Origin of the sequence: Chryseobacterium sp. C2(2020) (assembly GCF_014218915.1) — a bacterium.
Lineage (GTDB): Bacteria > Bacteroidota > Bacteroidia > Flavobacteriales > Weeksellaceae > Chryseobacterium > Chryseobacterium mucoviscidosis.
The window spans coordinates 1-22,856 of the sequence record NZ_JACLCT010000019.1 but is presented as its reverse complement, the minus strand read 5'-3'; the positions used below and the strand labels follow the sequence as shown (position 1 = coordinate 22,856).

General features: G+C 36.5%; 37 protein-coding genes. 32 read left to right on the top strand and 5 right to left on the bottom strand.

Annotation, left to right across the window (positions count from 1 at the left end):
* Positions 1 to 107: 107 nt before the first annotated feature.
* From H6W52_RS12130 to H6W52_RS12115, 4 genes are read right to left on the bottom strand one after another with little or no spacing between them, the layout of a single operon-like run.
* Positions 108 to 908, bottom strand: coding sequence for a hypothetical protein (locus H6W52_RS12130; protein ID WP_116095818.1), 801 nt, complete (start codon positions 906 to 908; stop codon positions 108 to 110).
* Between the two features lie 14 nt (positions 909 to 922).
* The gene (locus H6W52_RS12125) at positions 923 to 1,654 is read right to left on the bottom strand and encodes an MIP/aquaporin family protein (protein WP_116095820.1); all 732 of its coding nucleotides are present in this window, start codon (positions 1,652 to 1,654) and stop codon (positions 923 to 925) included.
* An 18-nt stretch (positions 1,655 to 1,672) separates the two neighbouring features.
* Positions 1,673 to 3,169, bottom strand: coding sequence for a glycerol kinase GlpK (glpK, locus tag H6W52_RS12120; RefSeq protein WP_116095822.1), 1,497 nt, complete (start codon positions 3,167 to 3,169; stop codon positions 1,673 to 1,675).
* Positions 3,170 to 3,189: 20 nt separating this feature from the next.
* Positions 3,190 to 4,779, bottom strand: a complete 1,590-nt coding sequence (locus H6W52_RS12115; protein ID WP_116095824.1) for a glycerol-3-phosphate dehydrogenase/oxidase — start codon at positions 4,777 to 4,779, stop codon at positions 3,190 to 3,192.
* 115 nt (positions 4,780 to 4,894) lie between these two features.
* Between H6W52_RS12115 and H6W52_RS12110 the strand changes: the two genes are divergently transcribed.
* The 30 genes from H6W52_RS12110 to rplQ all read left to right on the top strand — a co-directional run bounded on the left by H6W52_RS12110 (position 4,895) and on the right by rplQ (position 20,711).
* Positions 4,895 to 5,659: a DeoR/GlpR family DNA-binding transcription regulator gene (locus tag H6W52_RS12110; protein ID WP_185144384.1), complete on the top strand. Its 765-nt coding sequence runs from the start codon at positions 4,895 to 4,897 to the stop codon at positions 5,657 to 5,659.
* Between the two features lie 133 nt (positions 5,660 to 5,792).
* Positions 5,793 to 6,605: a GLPGLI family protein gene (locus tag H6W52_RS12105; RefSeq protein WP_157967226.1), complete on the top strand. Its 813-nt coding sequence runs from the start codon at positions 5,793 to 5,795 to the stop codon at positions 6,603 to 6,605.
* 295 nt (positions 6,606 to 6,900) lie between these two features.
* Positions 6,901 to 7,527 (top strand): 50S ribosomal protein L3, encoded by a 627-nt coding sequence (rplC, locus tag H6W52_RS12100; RefSeq protein WP_076391854.1) that lies wholly within the window; start codon positions 6,901 to 6,903, stop codon positions 7,525 to 7,527.
* Positions 7,518 to 8,147, top strand: coding sequence for a 50S ribosomal protein L4 (rplD, locus tag H6W52_RS12095; protein WP_076391856.1), 630 nt, complete (start codon positions 7,518 to 7,520; stop codon positions 8,145 to 8,147). Before rplC ends, rplD begins: the two co-directional genes overlap by 10 nt.
* A 3-nt stretch (positions 8,148 to 8,150) precedes the next feature.
* A complete protein-coding gene (gene rplW, locus H6W52_RS12090) occupies positions 8,151 to 8,441 on the top strand; it encodes a 50S ribosomal protein L23 (RefSeq protein WP_042720941.1) in 291 nt (96 codons plus the stop codon).
* A 21-nt stretch (positions 8,442 to 8,462) separates the two neighbouring features.
* On the top strand, positions 8,463 to 9,284 hold the full coding sequence (rplB, locus tag H6W52_RS12085; RefSeq protein WP_027381305.1) for a 50S ribosomal protein L2: 822 nt from the start codon (positions 8,463 to 8,465) through the stop codon (positions 9,282 to 9,284).
* 2 nt (positions 9,285 to 9,286) lie between these two features.
* Positions 9,287 to 9,565 carry a 30S ribosomal protein S19 gene (gene rpsS, locus H6W52_RS12080; protein WP_002983209.1) on the top strand — a complete coding sequence of 93 codons (279 nt, stop codon included), beginning with the start codon at positions 9,287 to 9,289 and terminating at the stop codon, positions 9,563 to 9,565.
* A gap of 2 nt (positions 9,566 to 9,567) precedes the next feature.
* Complete coding sequence (gene rplV / locus H6W52_RS12075) at positions 9,568 to 9,966, top strand: 50S ribosomal protein L22 (RefSeq protein ID WP_050020604.1); 399 nt, start codon at positions 9,568 to 9,570, stop codon at positions 9,964 to 9,966.
* Between the two features lie 8 nt (positions 9,967 to 9,974).
* Entirely contained in the window at positions 9,975 to 10,727 is a 753-nt protein-coding gene (gene rpsC / locus H6W52_RS12070; RefSeq protein ID WP_087708000.1) for a 30S ribosomal protein S3, read from the top strand.
* Between the two features lie 97 nt (positions 10,728 to 10,824).
* Positions 10,825 to 11,250 carry a 50S ribosomal protein L16 gene (rplP, locus tag H6W52_RS12065; protein ID WP_029297776.1) on the top strand — a complete coding sequence of 142 codons (426 nt, stop codon included), beginning with the start codon at positions 10,825 to 10,827 and terminating at the stop codon, positions 11,248 to 11,250.
* A gap of 12 nt (positions 11,251 to 11,262) precedes the next feature.
* Positions 11,263 to 11,448, top strand: coding sequence for a 50S ribosomal protein L29 (gene rpmC / locus H6W52_RS12060; RefSeq protein WP_027381309.1), 186 nt, complete (start codon positions 11,263 to 11,265; stop codon positions 11,446 to 11,448).
* A gap of 12 nt (positions 11,449 to 11,460) precedes the next feature.
* Positions 11,461 to 11,715, top strand: a complete 255-nt coding sequence (rpsQ, locus tag H6W52_RS12055; protein WP_029297775.1) for a 30S ribosomal protein S17 — start codon at positions 11,461 to 11,463, stop codon at positions 11,713 to 11,715.
* 2 nt (positions 11,716 to 11,717) lie between these two features.
* Positions 11,718 to 12,086: a 50S ribosomal protein L14 gene (gene rplN, locus H6W52_RS12050; protein ID WP_007839504.1), complete on the top strand. Its 369-nt coding sequence runs from the start codon at positions 11,718 to 11,720 to the stop codon at positions 12,084 to 12,086.
* 19 nt (positions 12,087 to 12,105) lie between these two features.
* Complete coding sequence (rplX, locus tag H6W52_RS12045) at positions 12,106 to 12,432, top strand: 50S ribosomal protein L24 (RefSeq protein ID WP_076391862.1); 327 nt, start codon at positions 12,106 to 12,108, stop codon at positions 12,430 to 12,432.
* A gap of 13 nt (positions 12,433 to 12,445) precedes the next feature.
* Positions 12,446 to 12,997 (top strand): 50S ribosomal protein L5, encoded by a 552-nt coding sequence (gene rplE / locus H6W52_RS12040; RefSeq protein ID WP_072883928.1) that lies wholly within the window; start codon positions 12,446 to 12,448, stop codon positions 12,995 to 12,997.
* 3 nt (positions 12,998 to 13,000) lie between these two features.
* On the top strand, positions 13,001 to 13,270 hold the full coding sequence (gene rpsN / locus H6W52_RS12035) for a 30S ribosomal protein S14 (protein WP_029297771.1): 270 nt from the start codon (positions 13,001 to 13,003) through the stop codon (positions 13,268 to 13,270).
* Between the two features lie 146 nt (positions 13,271 to 13,416).
* Positions 13,417 to 13,815, top strand: coding sequence for a 30S ribosomal protein S8 (rpsH, locus tag H6W52_RS12030; RefSeq protein ID WP_116095828.1), 399 nt, complete (start codon positions 13,417 to 13,419; stop codon positions 13,813 to 13,815).
* 17 nt (positions 13,816 to 13,832) lie between these two features.
* Positions 13,833 to 14,378 carry a 50S ribosomal protein L6 gene (gene rplF, locus H6W52_RS12025; RefSeq protein WP_116095830.1) on the top strand — a complete coding sequence of 182 codons (546 nt, stop codon included), beginning with the start codon at positions 13,833 to 13,835 and terminating at the stop codon, positions 14,376 to 14,378.
* Positions 14,379 to 14,393: 15 nt separating this feature from the next.
* Positions 14,394 to 14,747, top strand: coding sequence for a 50S ribosomal protein L18 (gene rplR / locus H6W52_RS12020; RefSeq protein ID WP_087707998.1), 354 nt, complete (start codon positions 14,394 to 14,396; stop codon positions 14,745 to 14,747).
* Between the two features lie 19 nt (positions 14,748 to 14,766).
* On the top strand, positions 14,767 to 15,288 hold the full coding sequence (rpsE, locus tag H6W52_RS12015) for a 30S ribosomal protein S5 (protein WP_047401284.1): 522 nt from the start codon (positions 14,767 to 14,769) through the stop codon (positions 15,286 to 15,288).
* Positions 15,289 to 15,299: 11 nt separating this feature from the next.
* Positions 15,300 to 15,476 (top strand): 50S ribosomal protein L30, encoded by a 177-nt coding sequence (gene rpmD / locus H6W52_RS12010; protein WP_007839493.1) that lies wholly within the window; start codon positions 15,300 to 15,302, stop codon positions 15,474 to 15,476.
* Positions 15,477 to 15,495: 19 nt separating this feature from the next.
* The gene (gene rplO / locus H6W52_RS12005) at positions 15,496 to 15,945 is read left to right on the top strand and encodes a 50S ribosomal protein L15 (RefSeq protein ID WP_087707997.1); all 450 of its coding nucleotides are present in this window, start codon (positions 15,496 to 15,498) and stop codon (positions 15,943 to 15,945) included.
* 9 nt (positions 15,946 to 15,954) lie between these two features.
* Positions 15,955 to 17,334, top strand: coding sequence for a preprotein translocase subunit SecY (gene secY, locus H6W52_RS12000; protein ID WP_072953559.1), 1,380 nt, complete (start codon positions 15,955 to 15,957; stop codon positions 17,332 to 17,334).
* A 3-nt stretch (positions 17,335 to 17,337) separates the two neighbouring features.
* Positions 17,338 to 17,553 carry a translation initiation factor IF-1 gene (gene infA, locus H6W52_RS11995; RefSeq protein ID WP_055861802.1) on the top strand — a complete coding sequence of 72 codons (216 nt, stop codon included), beginning with the start codon at positions 17,338 to 17,340 and terminating at the stop codon, positions 17,551 to 17,553.
* A 64-nt stretch (positions 17,554 to 17,617) separates the two neighbouring features.
* Positions 17,618 to 17,734 carry a 50S ribosomal protein L36 gene (gene rpmJ / locus H6W52_RS11990; RefSeq protein WP_007839480.1) on the top strand — a complete coding sequence of 39 codons (117 nt, stop codon included), beginning with the start codon at positions 17,618 to 17,620 and terminating at the stop codon, positions 17,732 to 17,734.
* Positions 17,735 to 17,743: 9 nt separating this feature from the next.
* Positions 17,744 to 18,121, top strand: coding sequence for a 30S ribosomal protein S13 (gene rpsM, locus H6W52_RS11985; RefSeq protein ID WP_076391870.1), 378 nt, complete (start codon positions 17,744 to 17,746; stop codon positions 18,119 to 18,121).
* A gap of 12 nt (positions 18,122 to 18,133) precedes the next feature.
* Complete coding sequence (rpsK, locus tag H6W52_RS11980) at positions 18,134 to 18,523, top strand: 30S ribosomal protein S11 (RefSeq protein ID WP_002983263.1); 390 nt, start codon at positions 18,134 to 18,136, stop codon at positions 18,521 to 18,523.
* A 19-nt stretch (positions 18,524 to 18,542) separates the two neighbouring features.
* On the top strand, positions 18,543 to 19,151 hold the full coding sequence (gene rpsD / locus H6W52_RS11975) for a 30S ribosomal protein S4 (RefSeq protein ID WP_029297746.1): 609 nt from the start codon (positions 18,543 to 18,545) through the stop codon (positions 19,149 to 19,151).
* 33 nt (positions 19,152 to 19,184) lie between these two features.
* Complete coding sequence (locus H6W52_RS11970) at positions 19,185 to 20,180, top strand: DNA-directed RNA polymerase subunit alpha (protein WP_062162712.1); 996 nt, start codon at positions 19,185 to 19,187, stop codon at positions 20,178 to 20,180.
* Positions 20,181 to 20,186: 6 nt separating this feature from the next.
* Positions 20,187 to 20,711, top strand: a complete 525-nt coding sequence (rplQ, locus tag H6W52_RS11965) for a 50S ribosomal protein L17 (protein ID WP_076391872.1) — start codon at positions 20,187 to 20,189, stop codon at positions 20,709 to 20,711.
* Positions 20,712 to 20,766: 55 nt separating this feature from the next.
* Here the strand turns inward: rplQ and H6W52_RS11960 are convergent, their stop codons facing one another.
* Entirely contained in the window at positions 20,767 to 21,186 is a 420-nt protein-coding gene (locus H6W52_RS11960) for a hypothetical protein (RefSeq protein ID WP_116095832.1), read from the bottom strand.
* A 182-nt stretch (positions 21,187 to 21,368) separates the two neighbouring features.
* Between H6W52_RS11960 and H6W52_RS11955 the strand changes: the two genes are divergently transcribed.
* Entirely contained in the window at positions 21,369 to 22,001 is a 633-nt protein-coding gene (locus H6W52_RS11955; RefSeq protein WP_116095834.1) for a response regulator, read from the top strand.
* 5 nt (positions 22,002 to 22,006) lie between these two features.
* A complete protein-coding gene (locus tag H6W52_RS11950; protein WP_116095836.1) occupies positions 22,007 to 22,759 on the top strand; it encodes a hypothetical protein in 753 nt (250 codons plus the stop codon).
* Positions 22,760 to 22,856 lie beyond the last annotated feature (97 nt).

Below are 22,856 nucleotides of genomic sequence, written 5' to 3'. Positions count from 1 at the left end.
TAGATAAACAAAGGCATTTCACTTATTTTCGAAAAACAAAATTTTTTTAATAAAAGCAAAAAACCACCTCAAAAAGAGATGGTCTGTACATCACTAACAATTAATTTTTAAAATACCGTTGCAGCTAATTGAATTCTTGCGAACTTATTGGAAGGATTCCACATTGCCATCATGGAAACAGGCAGGCTGTAATGATCTGTGATTTTTACGGTCTTACTAGCCTTCACGCCTACATTTACAATATCAAAACTGTTTTCTCCGTTTCCGTAAAGAAATCTTTTGTCATTTAAGGCAAATCCGGCTCCTACAAACGCGTCCAGATTTACTTTTTTATCTTTAATGACAGGATAACTCGCCTGAATATATGTTGAATATTTATTCTTTTTATACGTTCCGTCAGATTCCAGAACCACTTCTCCCGCGTTAGCTCCTCCATACAGCATAATATCTGCTTCAATATTTAAAGGAAAAGAAGCACCAAATGTATAATTCGTTCTTAAATCAATAATATGCGCTGTTCTCCTGTTGGAATAATTAAAAATATCTTCCGAAGCCACCGCAGTGTTTATATTTCTTGAATTAAATAAATCCCACAATCCAATGTAAAATCTTCCGTTGGAAAACTGTATATAATAATTGATTTCTTTATAATGCGTATTGTCTTTGTCGTCCGTTAAAGCAGATGCACCCCAAATCCCGACCTTCCATTTTTTTTCTTTATCCAGAGCGTAAGAAAGATTTCCCATCACAACCGGTTTATCGGTAATAATTAAACCTCTCCAAAGATGGTTATTCTGAATGTTTGCCGTAAAATCCAGCCTGCTTTCTTCCGCTGTTTCTTTATTTTCCTGGGCAAAAAGAGTTCCTATACCTGATAAAATCAGGCATAAATAGATTAGTTTTTTCATAAAGTAAAGTGTTGTTAGCTCAGAATTCCGTGAAGTAACGCAGCAAGTCCTGCTCCGATGATTGGTCCTGCAATGGGAATCCATGCGTAACCCCAGTCACTGCTTCCTTTTACCGGAAGAAGTGCATGCATAATTCTTGGTCCGAGATCTCTTGCCGGATTAATAGCGTAGCCTGTAGTTCCTCCTAAAGAAAGACCGATTGCCCAGACCAATAAAGTAACCGGTAAAGCTCCTACACTTCCTAATCCTATTTTTGCTGTCGGATCATTATTTAAAGTCATGCTTGGATCTGCGAAATGAAAAATCACGAATACCAAAACGAAAGTCCCGATAATTTCGCTGATTAAATTGGAAACAGGTTTTCTGATCGCAGGTCCTGTACTGAAACATGCAAGTTTTGCCCCTTCGTCTTCCGTAATGGCAAAATGATCTTTATTGAATATCCAGACCAGAGACGCACCTAACATTGCCCCGATCATTTCTCCGGCAATATAGGTGGGAACCAGATCCCATGAAAATTTTCCTGCGAAAGCCAGACCTAAAGTCACTGCGGGATTCAGGTGCGCTCCGCTGACAGGTCCTGCAACGGTTACCCCCACAAAAACTGCCAGAGCCCAAGCGGTGGTAATTACAATCCAACCGGAGTTGTTTCCTTTTGTGCCTTTCAAAACAACATTGGCAACTACGCCGTTTCCTAAAAGGATCATCAGCATTGTGCCGATTATTTCTGCTGTAAATGGAGTCATAGTTTTATTTTAAAAAAATTAATCTTCGATCCAGTTTTGAGAACGCTGTACTGCTTTTGTCCACGTTTTCACCATCTTTTCCACTTTTTCTTTTTCCAGTTGCGGGTGGAAATCTTTATCAATGATCCATTGAGACTGTATTTCATCAATGTTTTTCCAGTATCCGACCGCAAGTCCGGCAAGATAAGCTGCTCCCAAAGCGGTTGTTTCCAGAGTTTTTGGTCTTGTAATCTTAAATCCGAATAAATCTGACTGAATCTGCATCAGCAAATCGCTTGCAGAAGCTCCGCCATCTACTCTTAATTCTAAACTTTCCGTTCCGGAATCAGCTTCCATTGCTTTTACAATATCATACACCTGAAAAGCAATACCTTCCAAAGTCGCTCTTGCGATATGCCCGTTTGTGGTTCCGCGGGTTACGCCAACGATATTTCCGCGGGCATACTGATCCCAGTGAGGAGCGCCTAAACCCGTTAATGCAGGAACAAAATACACACCGCCATTATCATCAACCGATTGTGCCAAAGTATTTACTTCCTCTGCGGAACGGATTAATTTTAAACCGTCTCTCAGCCACTGAATCGCTGCACCTCCTACAAAAACACTTCCTTCCAAAGCGTAATTCACTTCTCCATTAATTTTCCATGCAACGGTCGTCAGTAAATTGTTTTTAGATAAAACGGCTTCTGTTCCAGTATTCATTAAAAGGAAACAGCCTGTTCCGTAGGTGTTTTTTACCATTCCCGGAGTCGTACACATCTGTCCGAATAATGCAGCCTGCTGATCTCCCGCAATTCCTGCAATCGGAATTTTTGTGGAGAATAATGTAGTAGCTGTTTCTCCGTAGATTTCACTGCTTTGTTTTACTTCCGGTAAAATCGCTCTTGGAATATTGAAGAGTTCCAGTAAATCATCATCCCATTCTAAAGTATGAATATTCAAAAGCATGGTTCTGCTTGCATTCGAAACATCGGTGATGAACATCTTTCCGCGCGTAAGTTTCCAGACAAGGAAAGTGTCTACTGTTCCGAAACATAATTTTCCTGATTCTGCTTTTTCTCTTGCGCCTTCTACATTGTCTAAAATCCACTTCAGTTTTGTTGCTGAAAAATAAGCATCCAGTACAAGACCTGTTTTTTCTTTAATTTTCTCCGCATGTCCCTGTTCTTTTAATTCGTCGCAGTATTTAGATGTTCTTCTGTCCTGCCATACAATGGCATTATATACAGGTTCTCCGGTTTCTTTATCCCAAACAATTGTGGTTTCACGCTGATTGGTAATTCCGATGGCAGCAATTTCCCGACCGGAAATTCCTGCTTTGGCAATGACTTCCGCCGCTACGGAAACCTGTGAAGACCAGATTTCATTGGGATCGTGTTCTACCCAACCCGGTGTAGGAAATATCTGTTCAAAACTTTTCTGAGAAACAAATTCAATTTCTCCGCTGTGATTGAATAAAATGGCTCTCGACGAAGTCGTACCTTGGTCCAGAGCGAGAATCAACTTTTCACTCATGCTGTGATCGTAAATTAAGGTTAAATGGATCTTGGAGAATAAGGAGTCAGTAAATATCCTTTCGCCAATTCGATAAATTCTCTTTCCTGTTCAACTGCCCATTCCGCAGAATGTCCGTTTTCTTTTGCAATGATCTGTGCAATCTTGTGCGCGCTGTCGATTGCTGCTCTTGCATCTAAAAATAAAAGCCGGACTCTTCGTGCTAAAATATCCTCAATGGTTTGTGCCATTTCGCTTCGTATTGCCCAGACTGCTTCTGCCATAGTGAAGGGATGATCAGGATGTATTTTTTCTGACAATTCAGGATTGTTCTGCTGTAGTTTTTTTATTTCAGGAATATCGGCTCCGTAAACATATAAATGATTCGTTCTGTCTACCGTTTCGGGTTTCACATTTCCATGTATCGAAAGATGTTCTGTTTTGGAAGTGGTTATTCCGAGGTTATGAACTTTCATGGCTTCATCAATCGTGTCTTCCGCCATTTTACGGTATGTCGTCCATTTTCCTCCGATAATCGAGATGAGTCCCGTATCTGAAGTAACGACTTTATGACTTCTGGAAACTTCTTTTGTGCTTTTGCTGCCGTCTTTCGGAGCTGCGAGAGGTCTGAGTCCTGCGAAAACAGATTTTACGTCTTCGCGAGTTGGTTTCTTTGCTAAATATTGTCTTGCCGTATTCAGGACAAATTTAATTTCATCTTCCAAAGCTCTTGGCTCAAAACTTTCGTTTTCCAGTAAAGTATCTGTTGTTCCTACCAAAGCTCTGTCGTGCCACGGAACGACAAATAAAACCCTTCCGTCCGAAGTTTTAGGAATCATGATGGCATCATCACTTTTCAGAAACGATTTATCCAGAACCAAATGAATTCCCTGACTTGGAACGACGAATTTTCCGTGTTTCGGGTTGTTCATATTTAAGATATCATTCGTGAAAACTCCGGTTGCATTAATAACAACTTTCGCTTTGATTTCGAATTGCTGTTTTGTAAACTGATCTTCCGCAACAACACCGATGATCTTATTGGAGTCATTTTTCATCAGATTAATCACTTTTACGTAATTAACCGCTGTTCCGCCTTTTTCGATAATGGTCTGTGTTAAGTTGATCGCCAGTCTTGCATCGTCAAACTGCCCGTCCTGATAAACCACTCCGCTCGCCAGACCTTTTTGTTCGATGGTCGGAAGTTTCTCTACGGTTTTTGATTTGCTGATGTATTTCGTTCTACCCAAACTTAATTTTCCGGCAAGAAAATCGTAAACCGAAAGTCCTATTTTATAATAAATTCCTTCCCACCAAGTGTAATTTGGAATAATAAAAGACTGGTTTTTTACAACGTGTGCTGCATTTTTTGCCAGTAAACCTCTTTCTTTTAAAGCTTCTTTTACCAAGCCTATATCTCCCTGTGCTAAATATCTTACGCCGCCGTGTACCAGTTTTGTACTTCTGCTGGAAGTTGCTTTTGCAAAATCGTGAGATTCTAACAGTAACGTTTTAAATCCTCTGCTCGTTGCGTCCAGTGCCGAACCTAATCCACTCGCTCCTCCGCCAATGATGATAAAGTCCCATTCTTTAACGGTGGATAATTTGCTGAGTTCTTCGTTTCGTTTCATAATATTTCGTTATGTTTCGTTTTCAAAGTTATAAATTAAAAACGAAACCAAAAAGAAAATAAATGAAATTTTTCGAATCAAAATAAAAATGGTATTTTTGAGAAAACGAAACATAATGGAGAAATTGCTTCCAAGGCATAATGATATTTTAAAGGAATTAGACGAAAAAGATCATATTCTGGTTCAGGATCTTTGTGAGAAATTCAATGTTTCGTCGGTTACGATCCGAAAGGATCTGAATTACCTTGAAAGTCTGGGATTGCTGTTCCGGAATCACGGAGGAGCAAGTAAGCAGGTGAGGTATGCGTACGAAAAAAATGTAGATGAAAAGGAAAATATCAATGTAGAGGCTAAAAAGAATATTGCGAAAGGTGCGCTTTCTCTGATTCAGGAGAACGACTGTATTATTCTGGCTTCAGGAACCACGATGCATTATCTTGCGCGTATGCTGGTTAATTTTGGCCCGTTGACGGTTCTCACATCTTCTTTACGGGTTGCGATCGAGCTTTGCAATAATCCGAATATTAATATTATACAATTGGGAGGAGAGGTGAGAAAAAGTTCGACTTCCATTGTAGGTTCCATCTCTGAGACGATTCTGAAACATTTCTCGTGCAATAAATTATTTCTGGGAGTAGACGGAATTGATATGGATTTCGGGATCAGTACTTCGAATGCTGCGGAAGCTCATCTTAATCAACTGATGATTGAATGTTCGGATAAAGTAGTGATTCTGGCAGATTCTTCCAAGCTGAATAAAAAAGGTTTCGGAAAAATCGCTGATTTGGATAAAATTGACTTTCTGATTACAGATGGTGATATTTTAGACGAGGATAAAAATAAACTTGAAGAGATTGGCATCAGTGTTATTGTAAAATAAATACGGCGTAATTTTTTAATTCAAATAATTATTGTCTTTTTTTTATATTATTCGCAATTAATTTTGATTATAGAATGTTTATTTATATTTTTAAGGACGCATATGCAGTCTCCAATCATAAAATATGAATAGAATGTCTTATAAAATTACATTTTTTACTTTTTTATTCTTTTTTGCAATTGTTAATTTTTCCGCTCAGGAAAAGGTAAATATTGATGATGTTGAATCCAGATATGTATATCTTTTGAAATATCAGATTGATTCTCTGGATAAATCCAGTTCTAGTGAAGAGTATTTTATTTTGGAAAGGGGAAAAGAGAAATCTCAGTTTATGGGAGTAACTTCATATAACAGAGATTCTTTAGCTGGTGGAGCAAACCGTTTTGCTTTTGGTCTTGATCCTAAAAGTTTACCTAAAACCAACTTTACTTTTCGAGTCATTAAAAACTTTGAAAAAAACAATATTTCTTATTATGATTATATTATTAAGGACAATTTTATTTACGAAGAAAAGCCTGATTTTAACTGGAAGATTACCGGTGAAACAAAAGAAATAGGAAATTTAAAATGTCAGGCTGCGTTGGTTACGTATGCGGGACGTGATTATAAAGCGTGGTTCACGAACGAAATTCCGGTTTCTGATGGTCCTTATAAATTTTATGGTCTTCCGGGGCTGATTGTGGAGATTGAGGATTCTAAAAAACAATATACGTTCGAGCTTGTGAGCTATAAAACCTTTTCAGAAAAGCCTAAGATGTGGATTTCCAAAAAGAGAGTTAAAGGAAAAACGGTAAAGAAATCTGAATTTTATAAAGCATTTAAAAATTTTCATGAAAATTTCGTCTCTGAAATTGCTAAAGGAGGTTTTAGTTTCGATTCAGGAACAGAGCGACAGATAAAGGATAGGATTAAAAAGAAAAATAATCCGATTGAACTGGCTCCTTAATTATTCAGTCATTAAGTCACACCATTTCCTTCTTATGGCTATTTCTTTCGTTTTTGCAAAAAAGTCTGTAAAGTGAATAATTTTGACATCATTTAAAAATTCGTGATCTTAAGATTTTTCTGTAAATGATTAAAAATCAAAATATTTTACTGAAAATATTTGTCAGTTATAAAAATATTCATAAATTTGCACACTCATTTTAGGGGCGTAGTATGCCTATATTCAAAAGTAGAAATTACTTCAGACCTCCAAAAATGGTGATAAATAAAGGATAAATTTTATTATAACATAAACAATGTCAGGTATTATTGGTAAAAAAATCGGTATGACTTCTTTGTTTGACGAAGCAGGGAAAAATATTCCTTGTACAGTTATTCAGGCTGGTCCATGCTCGGTTTTACAGGTCAGAACCATTGAAAAAGACGGTTATAAGTCAGTTCAATTAGGTTTCGATGACAAGAGTGAGAAGAACGTTGGTAAAGCGTTAGCTGGTCATTTCAAAAAGGCTGGTTCTGCTCCTAAAGCTAAATTGGTAGAATTCTACAGAGAATTCGTTGATGAAGTAAAAGTAGGAGAAGAAGTAAAGGTAGACTTGTTCAACGAAGGAGAATTCGTAGACGTAACAGGTACTTCAAAAGGTAAAGGCTTCCAGGGTGTTGTTAAAAGACACGGATTTGGAGGTGTAATGCAGGCAACTCATGGTCAGCACAACAGACTTAGAGCTCCAGGTTCTATCGGTGCAGGATCTGACCCTTCAAGAGTATTCAAAGGGATGAGAATGGCTGGAAGAATGGGAGGTAAGCAGGTAACTGTACAAAACCTTCAGGTATTAAAAGTGGATCAAGAACAAAATCTTTTAGTAGTAAAAGGTGCTGTTCCGGGAGCTAAAAATTCTTATGTAATTATCAGAAAATGGAACTAGTAGTATTAAATACATCAGGAAAAGAGACCGGAAGAAAAGTAACTCTAGACGAAACAGTATTCGGAATTGAGCCAAATCAGCACGCGGTTTACTTAGAAGTTAAACAGTACCTTGCTGCACAAAGACAAGGGACTCATAAAGCAAAAGAAAGAAGCGAAATCACAGCTTCTACTAAAAAACTTAAGAAGCAAAAAGGATCTGGTTCTGCTAGATATGGTGATATTAAATCTCCAACTTTCAGAGGAGGAGGTAGAGTATTCGGTCCAAAACCAAGAGACTACAGATTCAAATTGAACAAAGCTCTTAAGAGATTAGCTAAGAAATCTGTTTTATCTCAGAAAATGAGAGACAACAGCATTAAAGTTTTAGAAGATATGAGCTTCGAAGCTCCTAAGACTAAAGATTTCATTACTTTATTAGATGCATTAACATTAAACGGTAAAAAATCTTTGTTCATTCTTCCTGAAGCTAACAAGAATGTGTATTTATCTTCAAGAAACTTACCTAAGACTAAAGTAATGAACTTCAACGAAGTGAGTTCTTACGATTTAGTAAACGCAGGTGAGATCGTATTCTTCGAAGGTGCAGTAGAAAAATTCCAGGAAAATTTAAAGAAATAAATCATGTCTATTATCATTAAACCAGTTATCTCAGAAAAGGCTAATTACCTTACAGATTTAAGAGGTTCTTATTCTTTCTTGGTAGATACTAAGGCGAATAAAATCCAGATTAAGAAAGCTGTAGAAGCGGCTTATGGTGTAAAAGTAGCAGACGTTAATACAATGATTTATGCTCCGAAGGTTTCTTCGAAATACACTAAAAAAGGTCTTCAAGTAGGAAAGACAAACAAATTGAAAAAAGCGGTAATCAAACTTGCTGAAGGTGAGGTTATCGATATTTTTGCTGTAAATTAATTATAATTATAAATAATAGTAATGTCTGTTAGAAAATTAAAACCTATCACCCCGGGACAGAGATTCAGAATTGTAAACAATTTTGAGGAAATTACTACTAACAAACCAGAGAAATCTCTAACAGTTGGTATTAAAAAGTCAGGTGGACGTAACCAAACAGGTAAAATGACCATGCGTTACACCGGAGGTGGACACAAAAAGAAATACAGAATTATTGACTTCAAAAGAAACAAAGCAAACGTTGAAGCAACTGTAAAATCTGTAGAATACGATCCAAACAGAACTGCATTTATCGCTTTATTAGAGTACGCAGACGGAGAGAAGAGATATATCATCGCTCCAAACGGTATCAAAGTAGACCAAAAAGTAGTTTCAGGTGAAAGCGTAGAACCTAACGTAGGTAACGCAATGAAATTGAAAAATATTCCATTGGGTACTGTAATTTCTTGTGTTGAAATGAAGCCTGGTCAAGGTGCTATTTTAGCAAGAAGTGCTGGTTCTTCAGCGCAATTAACTTCAAGAGACGGGAAATATGCAATCATTAAATTGCCTTCAGGAGAATCCAGAATGATCCTTACTGAATGTATGGCAATGATTGGATCTGTTTCCAACTCTGATCACCAATTAACTGTATCAGGTAAAGCTGGTAGAAGCAGATGGTTAGGTAGAAGACCAAGAACAAGAGCGGTAGTAATGAACCCTGTAGATCACCCAATGGGAGGTGGTGAAGGACGTTCTTCTGGAGGTCACCCAAGATCTAGAAACGGTAAACCGGCTAAAGGTTACAAAACTAGAAAGAAAAACAAAGTGTCTAACCGTTACATCGTATCTAAAAGAAAATAATTATGGCAAGATCACTTAAGAAAGGACCGTTCATTCATCATACTTTAGATAAGAAGGTTCAGGCAAATATAGAGTCTGGTAAGAAGACAGTTATCAAAACTTGGTCTAGAGCATCTATGATCTCTCCGGACTTCGTAGGACAAACTATTGCTGTACACAACGGGAAATCTTTTATCCCTGTTTATGTTACAGAAAACATGGTTGGTCACAAGTTAGGCGAATTTTCTCCAACAAGATCTTTCAGAGGTCATGGTGGTAACAAAAACAAAGGAAGCAGATAATCATGGGATCAAGAAAACAAGATAGCGCAATCGCAAGAAAAGAAGCTAACAAAGACGTTGTTAAAGCTTCATTAAATAACTGCCCATCTTCTCCGAGAAAAATGAGATTAGTTGCTGATATCATTAGAGGAGAGCAAGTAGATAAAGCTCTTTATATCCTTAAATATTCTAAGAAAGAAGCTTCTAACAAATTAGAAAAATTACTTCTTTCTGCAATTGCTAACTGGCAAGTGAAAAACGAAGGGGCTGACATTGAGGAAGCAAACCTTATCGTTAAAGAAATATTCGTGGATAGTGCAAGACAATTGAAGAGACTAAGACCAGCTCCGCAAGGTAGAGGGTACAGAATCAGAAAAAGATCTAACCACGTTACATTAATCTTAGGTAATAAAGAAAACTAAATCAAGGTATGGGACAGAAGACAAATCCAATTGGTAACAGATTAGGTATCATCAGAGGATGGGATTCTAACTGGTTTGGCGGAAACGATTATGGAGACAGAATCGCGGAAGACTACAAAATCAGAAGATACCTTGAAGCTAGATTATCTAAAGGTGGGATTTCAAGAATTTATATTGAAAGAACATTAAAATTAGTAACAGTTACAATTACTACTGCTAGACCGGGACTTATCATCGGTAAAGGAGGTCAGGAAGTTGATAAACTGAAAGAAGAGTTGAAAAAATTGACTAAAAAGGATATTCAGATCAACATCTTCGAAATCAAAAGACCAGAGCTTGATGCAGTATTAGTTGCAGACAGCATTGCTAAGCAGATTGAAAACAGAATCTCTTACAGAAGAGCTGTTAAAATGGCGATGGCAGGTACAATGAGAATGGGTGCAGAAGGTATCAAAGTTCAGATCTCTGGTAGATTGAACGGAGCTGAAATGGCAAGATCAGAATCTTTCAAAGAAGGAAGAATTCCATTGTCTACTTTCAGAGCAGATATCGATTACCATATCGGTGAAGCACTTACTCAGTACGGAAAACTAGGAGTAAAAGTTTGGATCATGAAAGGTGAAGTTTACGGTAAAAGAGAACTTTCTCCATTAGTGGGACAACAGAAAAAAGGAGGTCAGTCAGACAGAAGAGATAACAGAGGAGGAGACAGAGACAACAGAAGACCTAGAAAAAACAACAACAATAACAATAATAATTAAAATTTTAGATTAGAAATTTTGAATTTTAAATTACCGTTACTTTTTTAAAATAAAAAAAATCTAAAATCTAAAATCTAAAATCTAAAATTTAGAAATTATGTTACAACCAAAAAGAACCAAGTTCCGTAGAGTTCATAAGATGAAAATGAAGGGGAATGCCCAGAGAGGTAGTCAACTTGCTTATGGAACTTTCGGAATCAAGGCGACAGAAGGTGCTTGGATCACTGCAAGACAAATTGAAGCTGCTCGTATCGCTGCGACAAGATATATGAAGAGAGAGGGACAACTATGGATTAAAATTTTCCCGGATAAGCCAATTACTAAAAAACCAGCGGAAGTACGTATGGGTAAAGGTAAAGGTGCTGTGGAATATTGGGTAGCTGTAGTAAAACCAGGTAAAATTATGTTCGAAATCGGAGGTGTACCTTACGATATCGCTAAGGAAGCTTTAAGACTTGCGGCACAAAAATTACCAGTAGTTACTAAATTCATCGTTGCTAACGATTTTGTTAAACCTCTTTAATCTTTGAATACAATGAAAAAAGCTGATATTAAAAATTTAAGCGCGGGTGATATTCAAGCTCAATTAACTGAAGCAAAAGCTCAATATTCTAAATTGAAATTGGCTCATGCGATCAGCCCAATTGAAAACCCGATCCAAATCAGAGATTTGAGAAAAACAATCGCTAGACTAAACACTGAGTTAACTAACAAACAATAATTTCATTTTAAAATGGATAGAAATTTAAGAAAAGAAAGAATCGGAGTGGTTTCCAGCAATAAAATGGAAAAAACTATTGTTGTTAGTGAAACTACGAGAGTAAAGCACCCGATGTACGGTAAATTCGTATTGAAAACGAAAAAATATACTGCACACGACGAGAACAACGAATGCGCAGAAGGAGATACAGTTTTAATTCAGGAAACTAGACCTTTGAGCAAGAACAAGAGATGGAGATTAGTAAGAATCATTGAAAAAGCTAAGTAATAATGTTACAAACAGAATCAAGATTAAAAGTTGCTGATAACACAGGTGCTAAAGAAGTATTGGTTATCAGAGTTCTGGGAGGAACCAGAAGAAGATATGCTTCAGTTGGTGATAAAATCGTTGTTACTATCAAAGATTCTACACCATCAGGAAACGCTAAAAAAGGTCAGGTATCTAAAGCTGTAGTAGTAAGAACTAAAAAAGCAGTAAGAAGAAAAGATGGTTCATACATCAAATTCGAAGACAATGCTTGTGTATTGCTAAACGCAGCGGGAGAAATGAGAGGAACTCGTGTTTTCGGACCGGTTGCTCGTGAGTTGAGAGACAAAGAATATATGAAAATCATTTCATTAGCTCCTGAAGTACTTTAATATTTAAAATTGTAAAAAAATGTCAAAGTTAAAAATAAAAAGAGGAGATAACGTAATCGTAACTACAGGTAAGAAAGGTCTTAAAGGTGGTACAGGTGAAGTTATTGAAGTGATCAAAAAAGAAGGAAGAGACCCAAGAGTAGTAGTTGCAGGACTTAATATCGTTAAAAAACACGTTAAGCCTTCAGCTTCAAATCCTCAAGGAGGAATCGTTGAAAGAGAAGCTTCTATTCATATCTCAAACGTAGCTTTAGTTGGAAAAGACGGAAAAGCTATTAAAGTAGGTTACAAAATCGAAGGAGATAAGAAAGTAAGAATCAACAAAAAAACGGGTGAAACTTTATAATTTTAAATAACACATGGAATATATAGCAAGACCCAAAAAAGCATATAAAGAAACGATTGTTCCTGCAATGATGGAAGAATTCGGATACAAATCTGTAATGCAGGTACCTAGATTAGAGAAAATTGTTTTATCTCAAGGTTTAGGAGATGCTACAGCAGACAAAAAAATCATCGATTATGCTGTTGAAGAATTAACGAACATCACTGGTCAGAAGGCTGTAGGTACGATCTCTAAGAAAGACGAAGCTGCTTTCAAATTGAGAAAAGGAATGCCTGTAGGTGCTAAAGTTACTCTTAGAGCGAATAAAATGTATGAGTTCTTAGACAGATTAACTTCTTCTGCATTGCCAAGAATCAGAGATTTCTCTGGAATCAAGGCTGATGGTTTCGACGGTAGAGGGAACTACAACTTAGGGATCACTGAGCAGATCATCTTCCCTGAGATCGTAATCGACAAAGTGAAAAAAATCCAGGGGATGGACATCACTTTCGTTACTACTGCGAAAACAGATAAAGAAGCGAAAGCATTATTAACTCACTTCGGTTTACCATTTAAAAAGAACTAAGAAATGGCTAAAGAATCAATGAAAGCGCGTGAGCGCAAAAGAGAAGCACTAGTTGCTAAATACGCTGCTAAAAGACAGGCTCTTAAAGAAGCTGGTGATTACGAAGGACTTCAAAAATTGCCTAAAAATGCTTCTCCTGTAAGATTACACAACAGATGTAAACTAACAGGTAGACCAAGAGGATACATGAGAACGTTCGGTATTTCCAGAGTAACTTTCAGAGAAATGGCAAACAACGGTCTTATCCCGGGAGTTAAAAAAGCTAGTTGGTAATAATTACTAATTAAAAAATCGGGACAATTAAGTTGTCTGGATACTAAAGATAAAAATATCAGACCGAGATTTCTGAGGTCTGATATTTTACTCTTCAAGTCCTTACAATACTGATTGTTCTTTAACCAATAATTTATAAAAGAAAAATGGTAACAGATCCAATTTCAGATTTCCTAACAAGAGTAAGGAACGCACAAAGCGCAGGCCACAAAGTGGTGGAAATTCCTGCATCGAAAATCAAAAAGGAGATTACTAAGATCTTATTCGATCAGGGGTATATCTTAAACTACAAGTTTGAAGATAGCGCTGTTCAGGGTACGATCAAAATCGCTTTAAAGTACGACAAACAAACCAACAAACCAGCTATCAAGTCTATCCAAAGAGCTTCTAGACCAGGTTTGAGACAGTACAAAGGTTCAGGAGAACTTCCAAGAGTACTAAACGGTTTGGGTATTTCTATCATCTCTACTTCTAAAGGAGTAATGACTGACAAGAAAGCTAGAGAAGAAAAAGTAGGCGGTGAAGTAATCTGCTATGTTTATTAATTTTTAATCACAGGAAAATGTCAAGAATTGGTAAAGCAATTATAACAGTTCCAGCAGGAGTTACAATCACTGAAAAAGATGGTGTGGTAACTGTAAAAGGTCCTAAAGGAGAACTTACTCAGGAGCTTACAGCAGGAATTACTATAGAACAGAAAGATGGAGAACTGAATGTAAACAGACCATCTGATGCTAAACAACACAAAGCGCTTCACGGTTTATACAGAGCGTTAATCAACAACATGATTGTTGGTGTAAACACAGGTTTCGAAAAGAAACTGGAATTAGTAGGGGTAGGATACAGAGCTTCTCATGCAGGTCAAAAACTTGAGTTAGCTTTAGGATTCTCTCACGGTATCGTGCTTGAACTTCCAAACGAAGTAAAAGTAGATACATTGACTGAAAAAGGTAAAAACCCAATTATTACTTTAACGTCTCACGACAACCAACTTCTAGGGATGGTAGCTGCAAAGATCCGTTCTTTCAGAAAGCCTGAACCATACAAAGGTAAAGGGGTAAGATTCGTAGGAGAAATTGTTAGACGTAAAGCTGGTAAATCTGCTTAATAAATTATAAGTATTATGGCATTAAGTAAATTAGAAAAAAGAATAAGAATCAAAAGAAGAGTAAGAGGAAAAATCTCCGGATCTTCTGAATTGCCAAGATTATCTGTATACAAAAGTAATAAGGAAATTTACGCTCAGTTAATCGACGATAACAGTGGAAAAACTTTGGCTTCTGCTTCTTCAAGAGAGAAAGGAGTTGACGCTAACGGAACTAAGACTGAAGTTTCTGCTGCTGTAGGTAAAGCTATTGCTGCTAAAGCTATCGCTGCAGGAATCGAAAATATTGTATTTGATAGAAACGGATTCGTATATCACGGGAGAATTAAAGCTCTAGCGGATGGTGCGAGAGAAGGTGGACTTAAATTCTAATCATTAAATTTCGGAAAATATGTTAGGACTAGATAATATAGAAAGAGTAAAACCGGGAGGATTAGAACTTAAAGATCGTCTCGTAGCTGTTAACAGAGTAACAAAAGTAACTAAAGGAGGTAGAGCTTTCGGATTCTCTGCTATCGTAGTTGTAGGTAACGAAGATGGAGTTATCGGTTACGGATTAGGAAAATCTAAAGAGGTTGCTTCTGCAATTGCTAAGGCAGTGGAAGACGCTAAGAAAAACCTTGTGAAAGTTCCTGTAATGAACCACACAATTCCTCACCAGACTACTGCTAGATACGGAGGTGCAGATATCTTCTTAAGACCTGCTTCTCACGGTACAGGTCTTATCGCCGGAGGTGCGGTAAGAGCGGTATTGGAGTCTGCTGGTATTCATGATATCCTTTCAAAATCTAAAGGATCTTCTAACCCTCACAACGTGGTGAAAGCTACTTTCAAAGCGTTATTGGACATCAGAAGACCTGAAGAAATCGCTAGAATGAGAGGAGTTTCTCTAAGTAAAGTGTTTAACGGTTAATATATAAAACAATGGCAACAATCAAAGTAAAGCAAGTAAGAAGCGCTATTGGAAGAACAAAAACCCAAAAGAGAACGCTTGAAGCATTAGGATTTAAGAAACTTCACCAAGTTGTAGAACACGAAGCTACTCCTTCTATCTTAGGAATGATAGCTGCAGTTAGTCACTTACTTGAAGTTCAAAAATAATTTTTAAAATAATTTTAAAATGAATTTAAACAACATAAAGCCAGCTGCAGGATCTACTTTCAATTCAAAAAGAATTGGTAGAGGACAGGGTAGCGGAAAAGGAGGTACTGCTACTAAAGGTCACAAAGGACAGAAAGCAAGAGCTGGTTATTCTCAGAAGATCGGTTTTGAAGGAGGTCAGATGCCTTTACAGAGAAGATTACCGAAATTCGGATTCAAAAACGTAAACAGAAAAGAGTTTAGAGGAGTTAACCTTGATACAATCCAGACTTTAATTGAAAATAAATCTATCACAGGAGATATTACAAGAGAAGTTATGATTGAGAATGGTTTAATTACTAAAAACGAATTAGTGAAAATTATGGGTAGAGGAGAATTGAAATCTGCGGTTTCAATCTCTGCTGACAAATTCACTAAATCTGCTGAAGAGCTTATCGCTAAAGCAGGTGGAAAAGCAATTACCTTATAATAATCACTAATGAAAGAATTTATACAAACCCTCAAAAATATTTGGAGTCTTAAAGAACTTAGAGATAAAATTCTCTTTACTTTAGGAATTATCCTTGTGTATAGATTCGCATCTTATATCTCATTACCTGCAATTAACCTTGCGGAAGTAGGGGATCTCTTAGAGCATTATAAAAATCAAGGCGGTAACAAGCAAGGAGCAGGTCTCCTTGGCTTGCTTTCGTCGTTTACGGGGGGAGCTTTCAGCCACGCTTCCGTAATGGCGTTGGGTATCATGCCTTATATTTCTGCTTCTATTATTGTTCAGTTGATGGGAATGGCTATTCCTTATCTTCAGAAGCTTCAGAAAGATGGAGAGTCTGGTAGAAATACATTGAACCAGATCACAAGATGGTTAACAATCGGAGTTTGTCTTGTACAGGCACCTTCTTATTTAACATCGATCACTCAGTTGTTTTTACCGTATGCTCAGTTCTCATCTGCATATTATGTAGAGCCAAATTCTATTATGTTCTGGTTGCCAAGTATTGTTATTTTGGTTGCTGGTTCAGTATTCGCAATGTGGTTAGGTGAAAAAATCACCGACAAAGGTATCGGAAACGGTATCTCTATCCTTATTATGGTGGGGATTCTTTCAAGATTACCGGAAGCATTCGTTCAGGAAATGGCAGTGCAGAACGGAAAAGGTGGAATGGGATCTATCATGATCCTTATTGAAGTAATTTTCTGGATGTTGGTTGTTCTTTTAGCTGTGGTATTATCCGTGGCTGTTAGAAAAATCCCTATTCAGTATGTAAGCAGAGCTCAGGCAAGAGGAGGTGTAAACAGAAATCTTATGCAGGGAGCGAGACAGTGGATCCCATTGAAAGTGAATGCAGCCGGTGTAATGCCGATTATCTTTGCTCAGGCATTGATGTTCGTACCTGGTTTATTGACGAAAGTGGATGAGTCCAATACTTTTCTTGCAGGTTTCAAGAATGTTTTTAGCTGGCAGTACAACGTATTGTTCGCGCTATTAATTATTATCTTCTCGTTTTTCTATACTGCAATTACAATTCCGGTGAACCAGATGGCTGATGATTTGAAGAGAAACGGAGGTTTAGTACCGAAAGTAAGACCCGGAAAAGAGACGGCTGATTATTTAGATGATATTTTATCAAAAATTACCTTGCCAGGTGCAATATTTTTGTCTATCTTTGCAATCCTTCCGGCAATTGTGCATGGAACCTTTGTTCAGACAGATGCGTTCGCCCTATTTTTCGGGGGAACATCACTATTGATTATGGTGGGAGTAATTTTAGATACCGTTCAACAGATTAATACTTATCTGCTGAACCATCACTATGATGGCTTAATGCAGTCTAAATTATCAAGAACGACTGGATATTAATTTATGGCGAAACAAAAACATATTGAACAAGACGGCGTTATTACGGAAGCACTTTCGAACGCCCAGTTCCGTGTAGAGCTTGAAAATGGGCATGTACTCATCGCTCATATTTCTGGTAAAATGCGAATGCATTATATTAAACTTTTACCTGGTGATAAGGTGAAATTGGAAATGTCTCCCTACGATTTAACAAAAGGGAGAATTACATTTAGATATTAAAAACAATCTGCCAAATGGAGCATCCGTTCCATTTGGCTATTGTTAAAAAATAAATACTATCAAAATGAAAGTAAGAGCATCAATTAAAAAAAGAAGCGCTGATTGCAAAATCGTACGCAGAAAAGGTGTACTATTCGTAATCAACAAAAAGAACCCAAAATTTAAACAAAGACAAGGCTAAAATTAAATTATGGCGAGAATTTCAGGTATTGATTTACCAAAAAACAAAAGAGGCGTTATCGGTTTAACTTACATCTACGGGGTGGGAAGAAGCACTGCTTCAGAAATCCTTAAAGCTGCCGGTATCAGCGAAGACAAGAAAGTCAACGAATGGAATGACGATGAATTGGCTGCAATCAGAACATACATCTCTGAAAACGTAAAAGTAGAAGGAGAATTAAGATCTGAAGTGCAATTGAACATTAAGAGATTAATGGACATAGGATGCCAACGAGGAATACGTCACAGACTTGGATTACCTTTAAGAGGCCAGAGAACGAAAAACAACTCTAGAACCCGTAAAGGAAAGAGAAAAACTGTTGCTAACAAGAAAAAAGCTAGTAAATAATCGTTAGGAATTATGGCAAAACAAACTAAAGTAGTTAAGAAAAGAAAAGTAAAAGTTGAAGCTATTGGTGAAGCTCATATTCAGGCTTCTTTCAATAACATCATCATTTCTTTAACAAATAAAAACGGAGAGGTTATCTCTTGGGCTTCTGCCGGTAAAATGGGTTTCAGAGGTTCTAAAAAGAATACTCCATTTGCTGCTCAGATGGCAGCTGAAAATTGCTCTGCTGTAGCTCACGAAGCTGGATTAAGAAGAGTAAAGGTGTTTGTGAAAGGTCCGGGAGCAGGTAGAGAATCTGCTATCAGATCCATCCACAATTCAGGAATTGAAGTTAGCGAAATCATTGATGTGACTCCTATGCCGCACAATGGATGTAGACCACCAAAAAGAAGAAGAGTTTAATTTTTAGAATTTACCCATTATGGCAAGATATATTGGACCTAAAACTAAGATTGCTAGAAAGTTTGGTGCTGCAATCTACGGAGATGACAAAAACTTCGAGAAAAGAAAAAACCAACCGCCAGGACAACACGGTCCTAACAAAAGAAGAGGTGCTAAAAAATCTGAATACGCAGTTCAGTTAGCTGAAAAGCAAAAAGCTAAATATACTTACGGTATTTTAGAAAGACAGTTTGCTAATTTATTCGACAAAGCACACAGAAGTAAAGGGGTAACAGGTGAAGTTCTATTACAACTTTGCGAATCCAGATTGGATAACGTAGTATACAGATTAGGTTTTGCTAAAACAAGATCTGCTGCTAGACAGCTTGTTTCTCACAGACACATTACTGTGAACGGAGAGCTGGTAAATATTCCATCTTATTTGCTAAAAGCAGGTGATGTAATTGCGGTAAGAGAAAAGTCTAAGTCTCTTGAAGTGGTTACAAACGCATTAGCTTCTAAAGCAAATTATGAGTGGTTACAATTCAACGATGAGAAGAAAGAAGGTACTTTCGTTTCTGCTCCTGAGAGAATCCAAATTCCGGAAGACATCAAGGAACAGCTTATCGTCGAACTTTACTCTAAATAATTTTTTAATCAAATTTTTGCTCAACCCAATAATATGGCAATTTTACAATTCATAAAACCCGATAAAGTAATTTTACTTAACTCTGATGAATTTAGAGGTCAATTCGAATTCAGACCACTAGAACCAGGTTTCGGGCTTACAATCGGTAATGCTTTGAGAAGAGTGTTGCTTTCTTCTCTGGAAGGTTATGCTATTTCATCTATCAAAATAGAAGGTGTAGAGCACGAATTTTCAACTATTCCAGGAGTAATTGAAGACGTTACCGAAATTATTCTTAACCTTAAGCAGGTGAGATTAAAAGCTACGGCAGAAAACCAATCGAATGAGCAGGTTGTTGCTAAAGTTTCAGGTCAAACGGTTATTACTGCTGGTGATTTAGGTAAGTCTGTGAACGGATTTGAGGTATTAAACCCGGATTTGGTGATCTGCAACCTGAACAGTGATGTAACTTTCGAAATTACTTTCAATATAGAAAAAGGAAGAGGGTATGTTCCTTCTGAACAAAATAAGTCAAACAATGCACCGGTAGGTACTATTGCGATAGACTCTATTTTCACGCCAATCAAGAAAGTACAGTATAGCATTGAAAATTATCGTGTAGAGCAAAAAACAGACTACGAAAAACTTGTATTAGATATAGAAACTGACGGATCTATCAGTCCTCAGAATGCTTTAACAGAAGCTTCTAAGATATTAATTTATCACTTCATGCTGTTCTCAGATGAGAGAATCACGCTTGAAACGGAAGCCGTAAAAGCATCTATCCAATATGATGAGGAAACTCTTCATACAAGACAACTCCTTAAGTCTAAATTAGCAGATATGGATCTTTCCGTAAGAGCCCTTAACTGTCTGAAAGCGGCTGAAGTGGAAACTCTTGGAGAATTGGTTTCTTACAGTAAGTCTGATTTGATGAAATTCAGAAATTTTGGTAAAAAATCTTTGACAGAACTAGAAGAATTAGTGCATTCAAAAGGTCTTAACTTCGGTTTCGACGTTGCAAAATATAAGTTAGACGCTGATAAATAATTAATAATGAGACACGGTAAAAAATTCAATCACTTAGGAAGAACAGCTTCTCACAGAAGTGCTATGCTTTCTAATATGGCTTGTTCTCTAATTGAGCATAAAAGAATCAACACTACTGTTGCTAAAGCTAAAGCTTTGAGAGTATATGTTGAGCCTCTATTAACAAAAGCAAAAGAAGATACTACACACAACAGAAGAATTGTTTTTTCATATCTTCAAAATAAAGAAGCAGTTGCTGAATTGTTCAGAACTGTAGCTCCAAAAATCGCTGAGAGAAACGGTGGTTATACAAGAATCATCAAGACAGGATTCAGACCAGGTGATGCTGCTGATACTGCTCTTATCGAATTGGTAGACTTCAATGAGCTTTACAATCCAAATGCGGAAGAGAAAAAAGCGACAAGAAGAAGCAGAAGATCTGCAACAGCTAAGAAAGAAGCTGTAGTAGCTGAAGCTCCTGTAGTAGAAGAAAAAGCTGCTGAGCCAACGGCTGAAGCTGCAGATTCTACAGAAGAAAAAACTGAAGAATAATATTCATCAGATATAAAAAGAAAAACCGTTCAGCTCTGAACGGTTTTTTTATGCTTTATATTTTGGTTTTTACTAGCTGGATGATGTTGTTTCCCTGATCAAGAATTAAGCTGTCCCTTTTTACTGTAGCTTTCATATCCATTTTTTCGTAGATGGTCTCACTTCCGTTGGATTCTACTTTATTTAATATGAAAGTTTTATTATTACTTCTTATGCTCATTGTTTTTTCTTCATAATTAAAAACAACTTTTGCGAGGCTTCCGTCGGTAGCTTTGTATACATAATCTGTTTTTATACTTTTCTTACCATTAATATCCGTATCATAACTTATTGTAGAGTCTACTTTACCGTTATCTGCCAAGATAGCTTCCGAATCGTTAGCTTTTATAACATTTTTATTCCCTTCTTCACTTTTTTTGCAGCTTAATAACGATAGAGAAATCGCTGAAATAGCGATGAAAAGTACATTTTTCATGATTTTAATTTTTTAATATATTGATTGTTAAATATTTTCGTTTGTAAAATAATTTTTACTAAATTTAATAAAAACAAAAACTAAACCAAAAAGCCATGAACTCAAACTCTGAAAATTACACAAAAGGGTAATTGATTCTGTTTTGATTTCTGTTGAAATTTGTCTTAAACAAAATTACCGACATGAGCATTTCCATAGCCATAGTAGAAGACGAAAAAAACTACAACAATGCGTTGAAGAAAGTCATCAATTATCAGGATGACATGAAAGTCGTTGCGCAGTTTTTTGATGGAAATGAAGCTTTAAAAAATCTTTCTGATATTTCTCCGGATGTGGTGATGATGGATATTCAGCTACAGGATATGCTCGGTATTGAAATTATCGAAAAGCTTAGGAAGGGATTGCCTCAAACACAGTTTATCATGTGTACCAGTTTCGAGGATGATGAAAAAGTCTTCAATTCCTTAAAAGCCGGCGCAATGGGCTACCTTGTAAAAGGCGAAAGCATGGATAAGATCCTTTCCTCAATAAGAGATGTCTACAACGGTGGTGCTCCCATGAGTTTCTCGATTGCCCGAAAAGTTCTCAGCCACTTCGAAAGAAAGCTCCCCGAAATAAAAGGCTATGATGAACTTACGGAAAGGGAAAAAGAAGTACTGGAACTTTTATCGCAGGGATTGCTCTACAAAGAAATCGCCGATAAAAAATTCATCAGCATCGATACCGTTAAAAAACACGTCGGAAACATTTACAGAAAACTCCACGTTAACAACAAAGTGGAGGCTATTAATAAATTTAACCATTTTAAAAACTGAGAATTATGGGTGTCAAATTGAATTTGGAAAGTAACAATCTTTTAGATCTATATCAAATTATAGGACGAAAGGATATTGTAAAAATGTTTATTTCTAAGCCAATAAGTTTAGAAAGACACATGGATGATAAAAAAAGATTTGAAGAATATTTTACAAAGCAAAGGCTATATTTAAAAAATGAATTTCTAATTTTAAAAGATGAAATTAATAGAATTATTAATAAGGCTATTAATGATGGAGTAAACAATTCATATATGCATATTTTTTTCATTGAAGAGAGTAGGGACTTAAATCTTATTTTTAGATTTTCAGATACTAAGAAATTTGATACTACTGGTGGTACATTAGAATTAGGAAATGATAATGCGTACTTATTGAAGAGTGATGGGACTGTTACACAGTTAGATTTAGCGACCACTAATTTTACGAGTATTGTTGAAAATTATAGAAATGGGAATTTAAATAATTTAATTAGAGCTGCACTCCCAAAGAATTTAAGCATGATAACTGAATATATAACTTATGATATGACGCAGATCCGAAGCTTTAATGATTTTGAAGAAGATTTAAACTTCGAGCTTGTATGTTCACTTGATGATCATGATGCTGATTTAACAACACCTAATATTTTTAGATTAGGATTAAATGTTTATATAAGAGACTTTGATAGATTACATCATGTAGAAATAGATATTGAGAGTAGAAAGATAGAACTTGTTTATTCTGGGTACTATGATTTAGGAAACTTAAAACCTTAATGTTGATAATACATTATTTAGACACTATCCCGTAAAGTGTGTAAGTAGAAAAGTTAGGCTTGGATTTTATAATCTGAGCCTTTTTTCAAAAATAAGC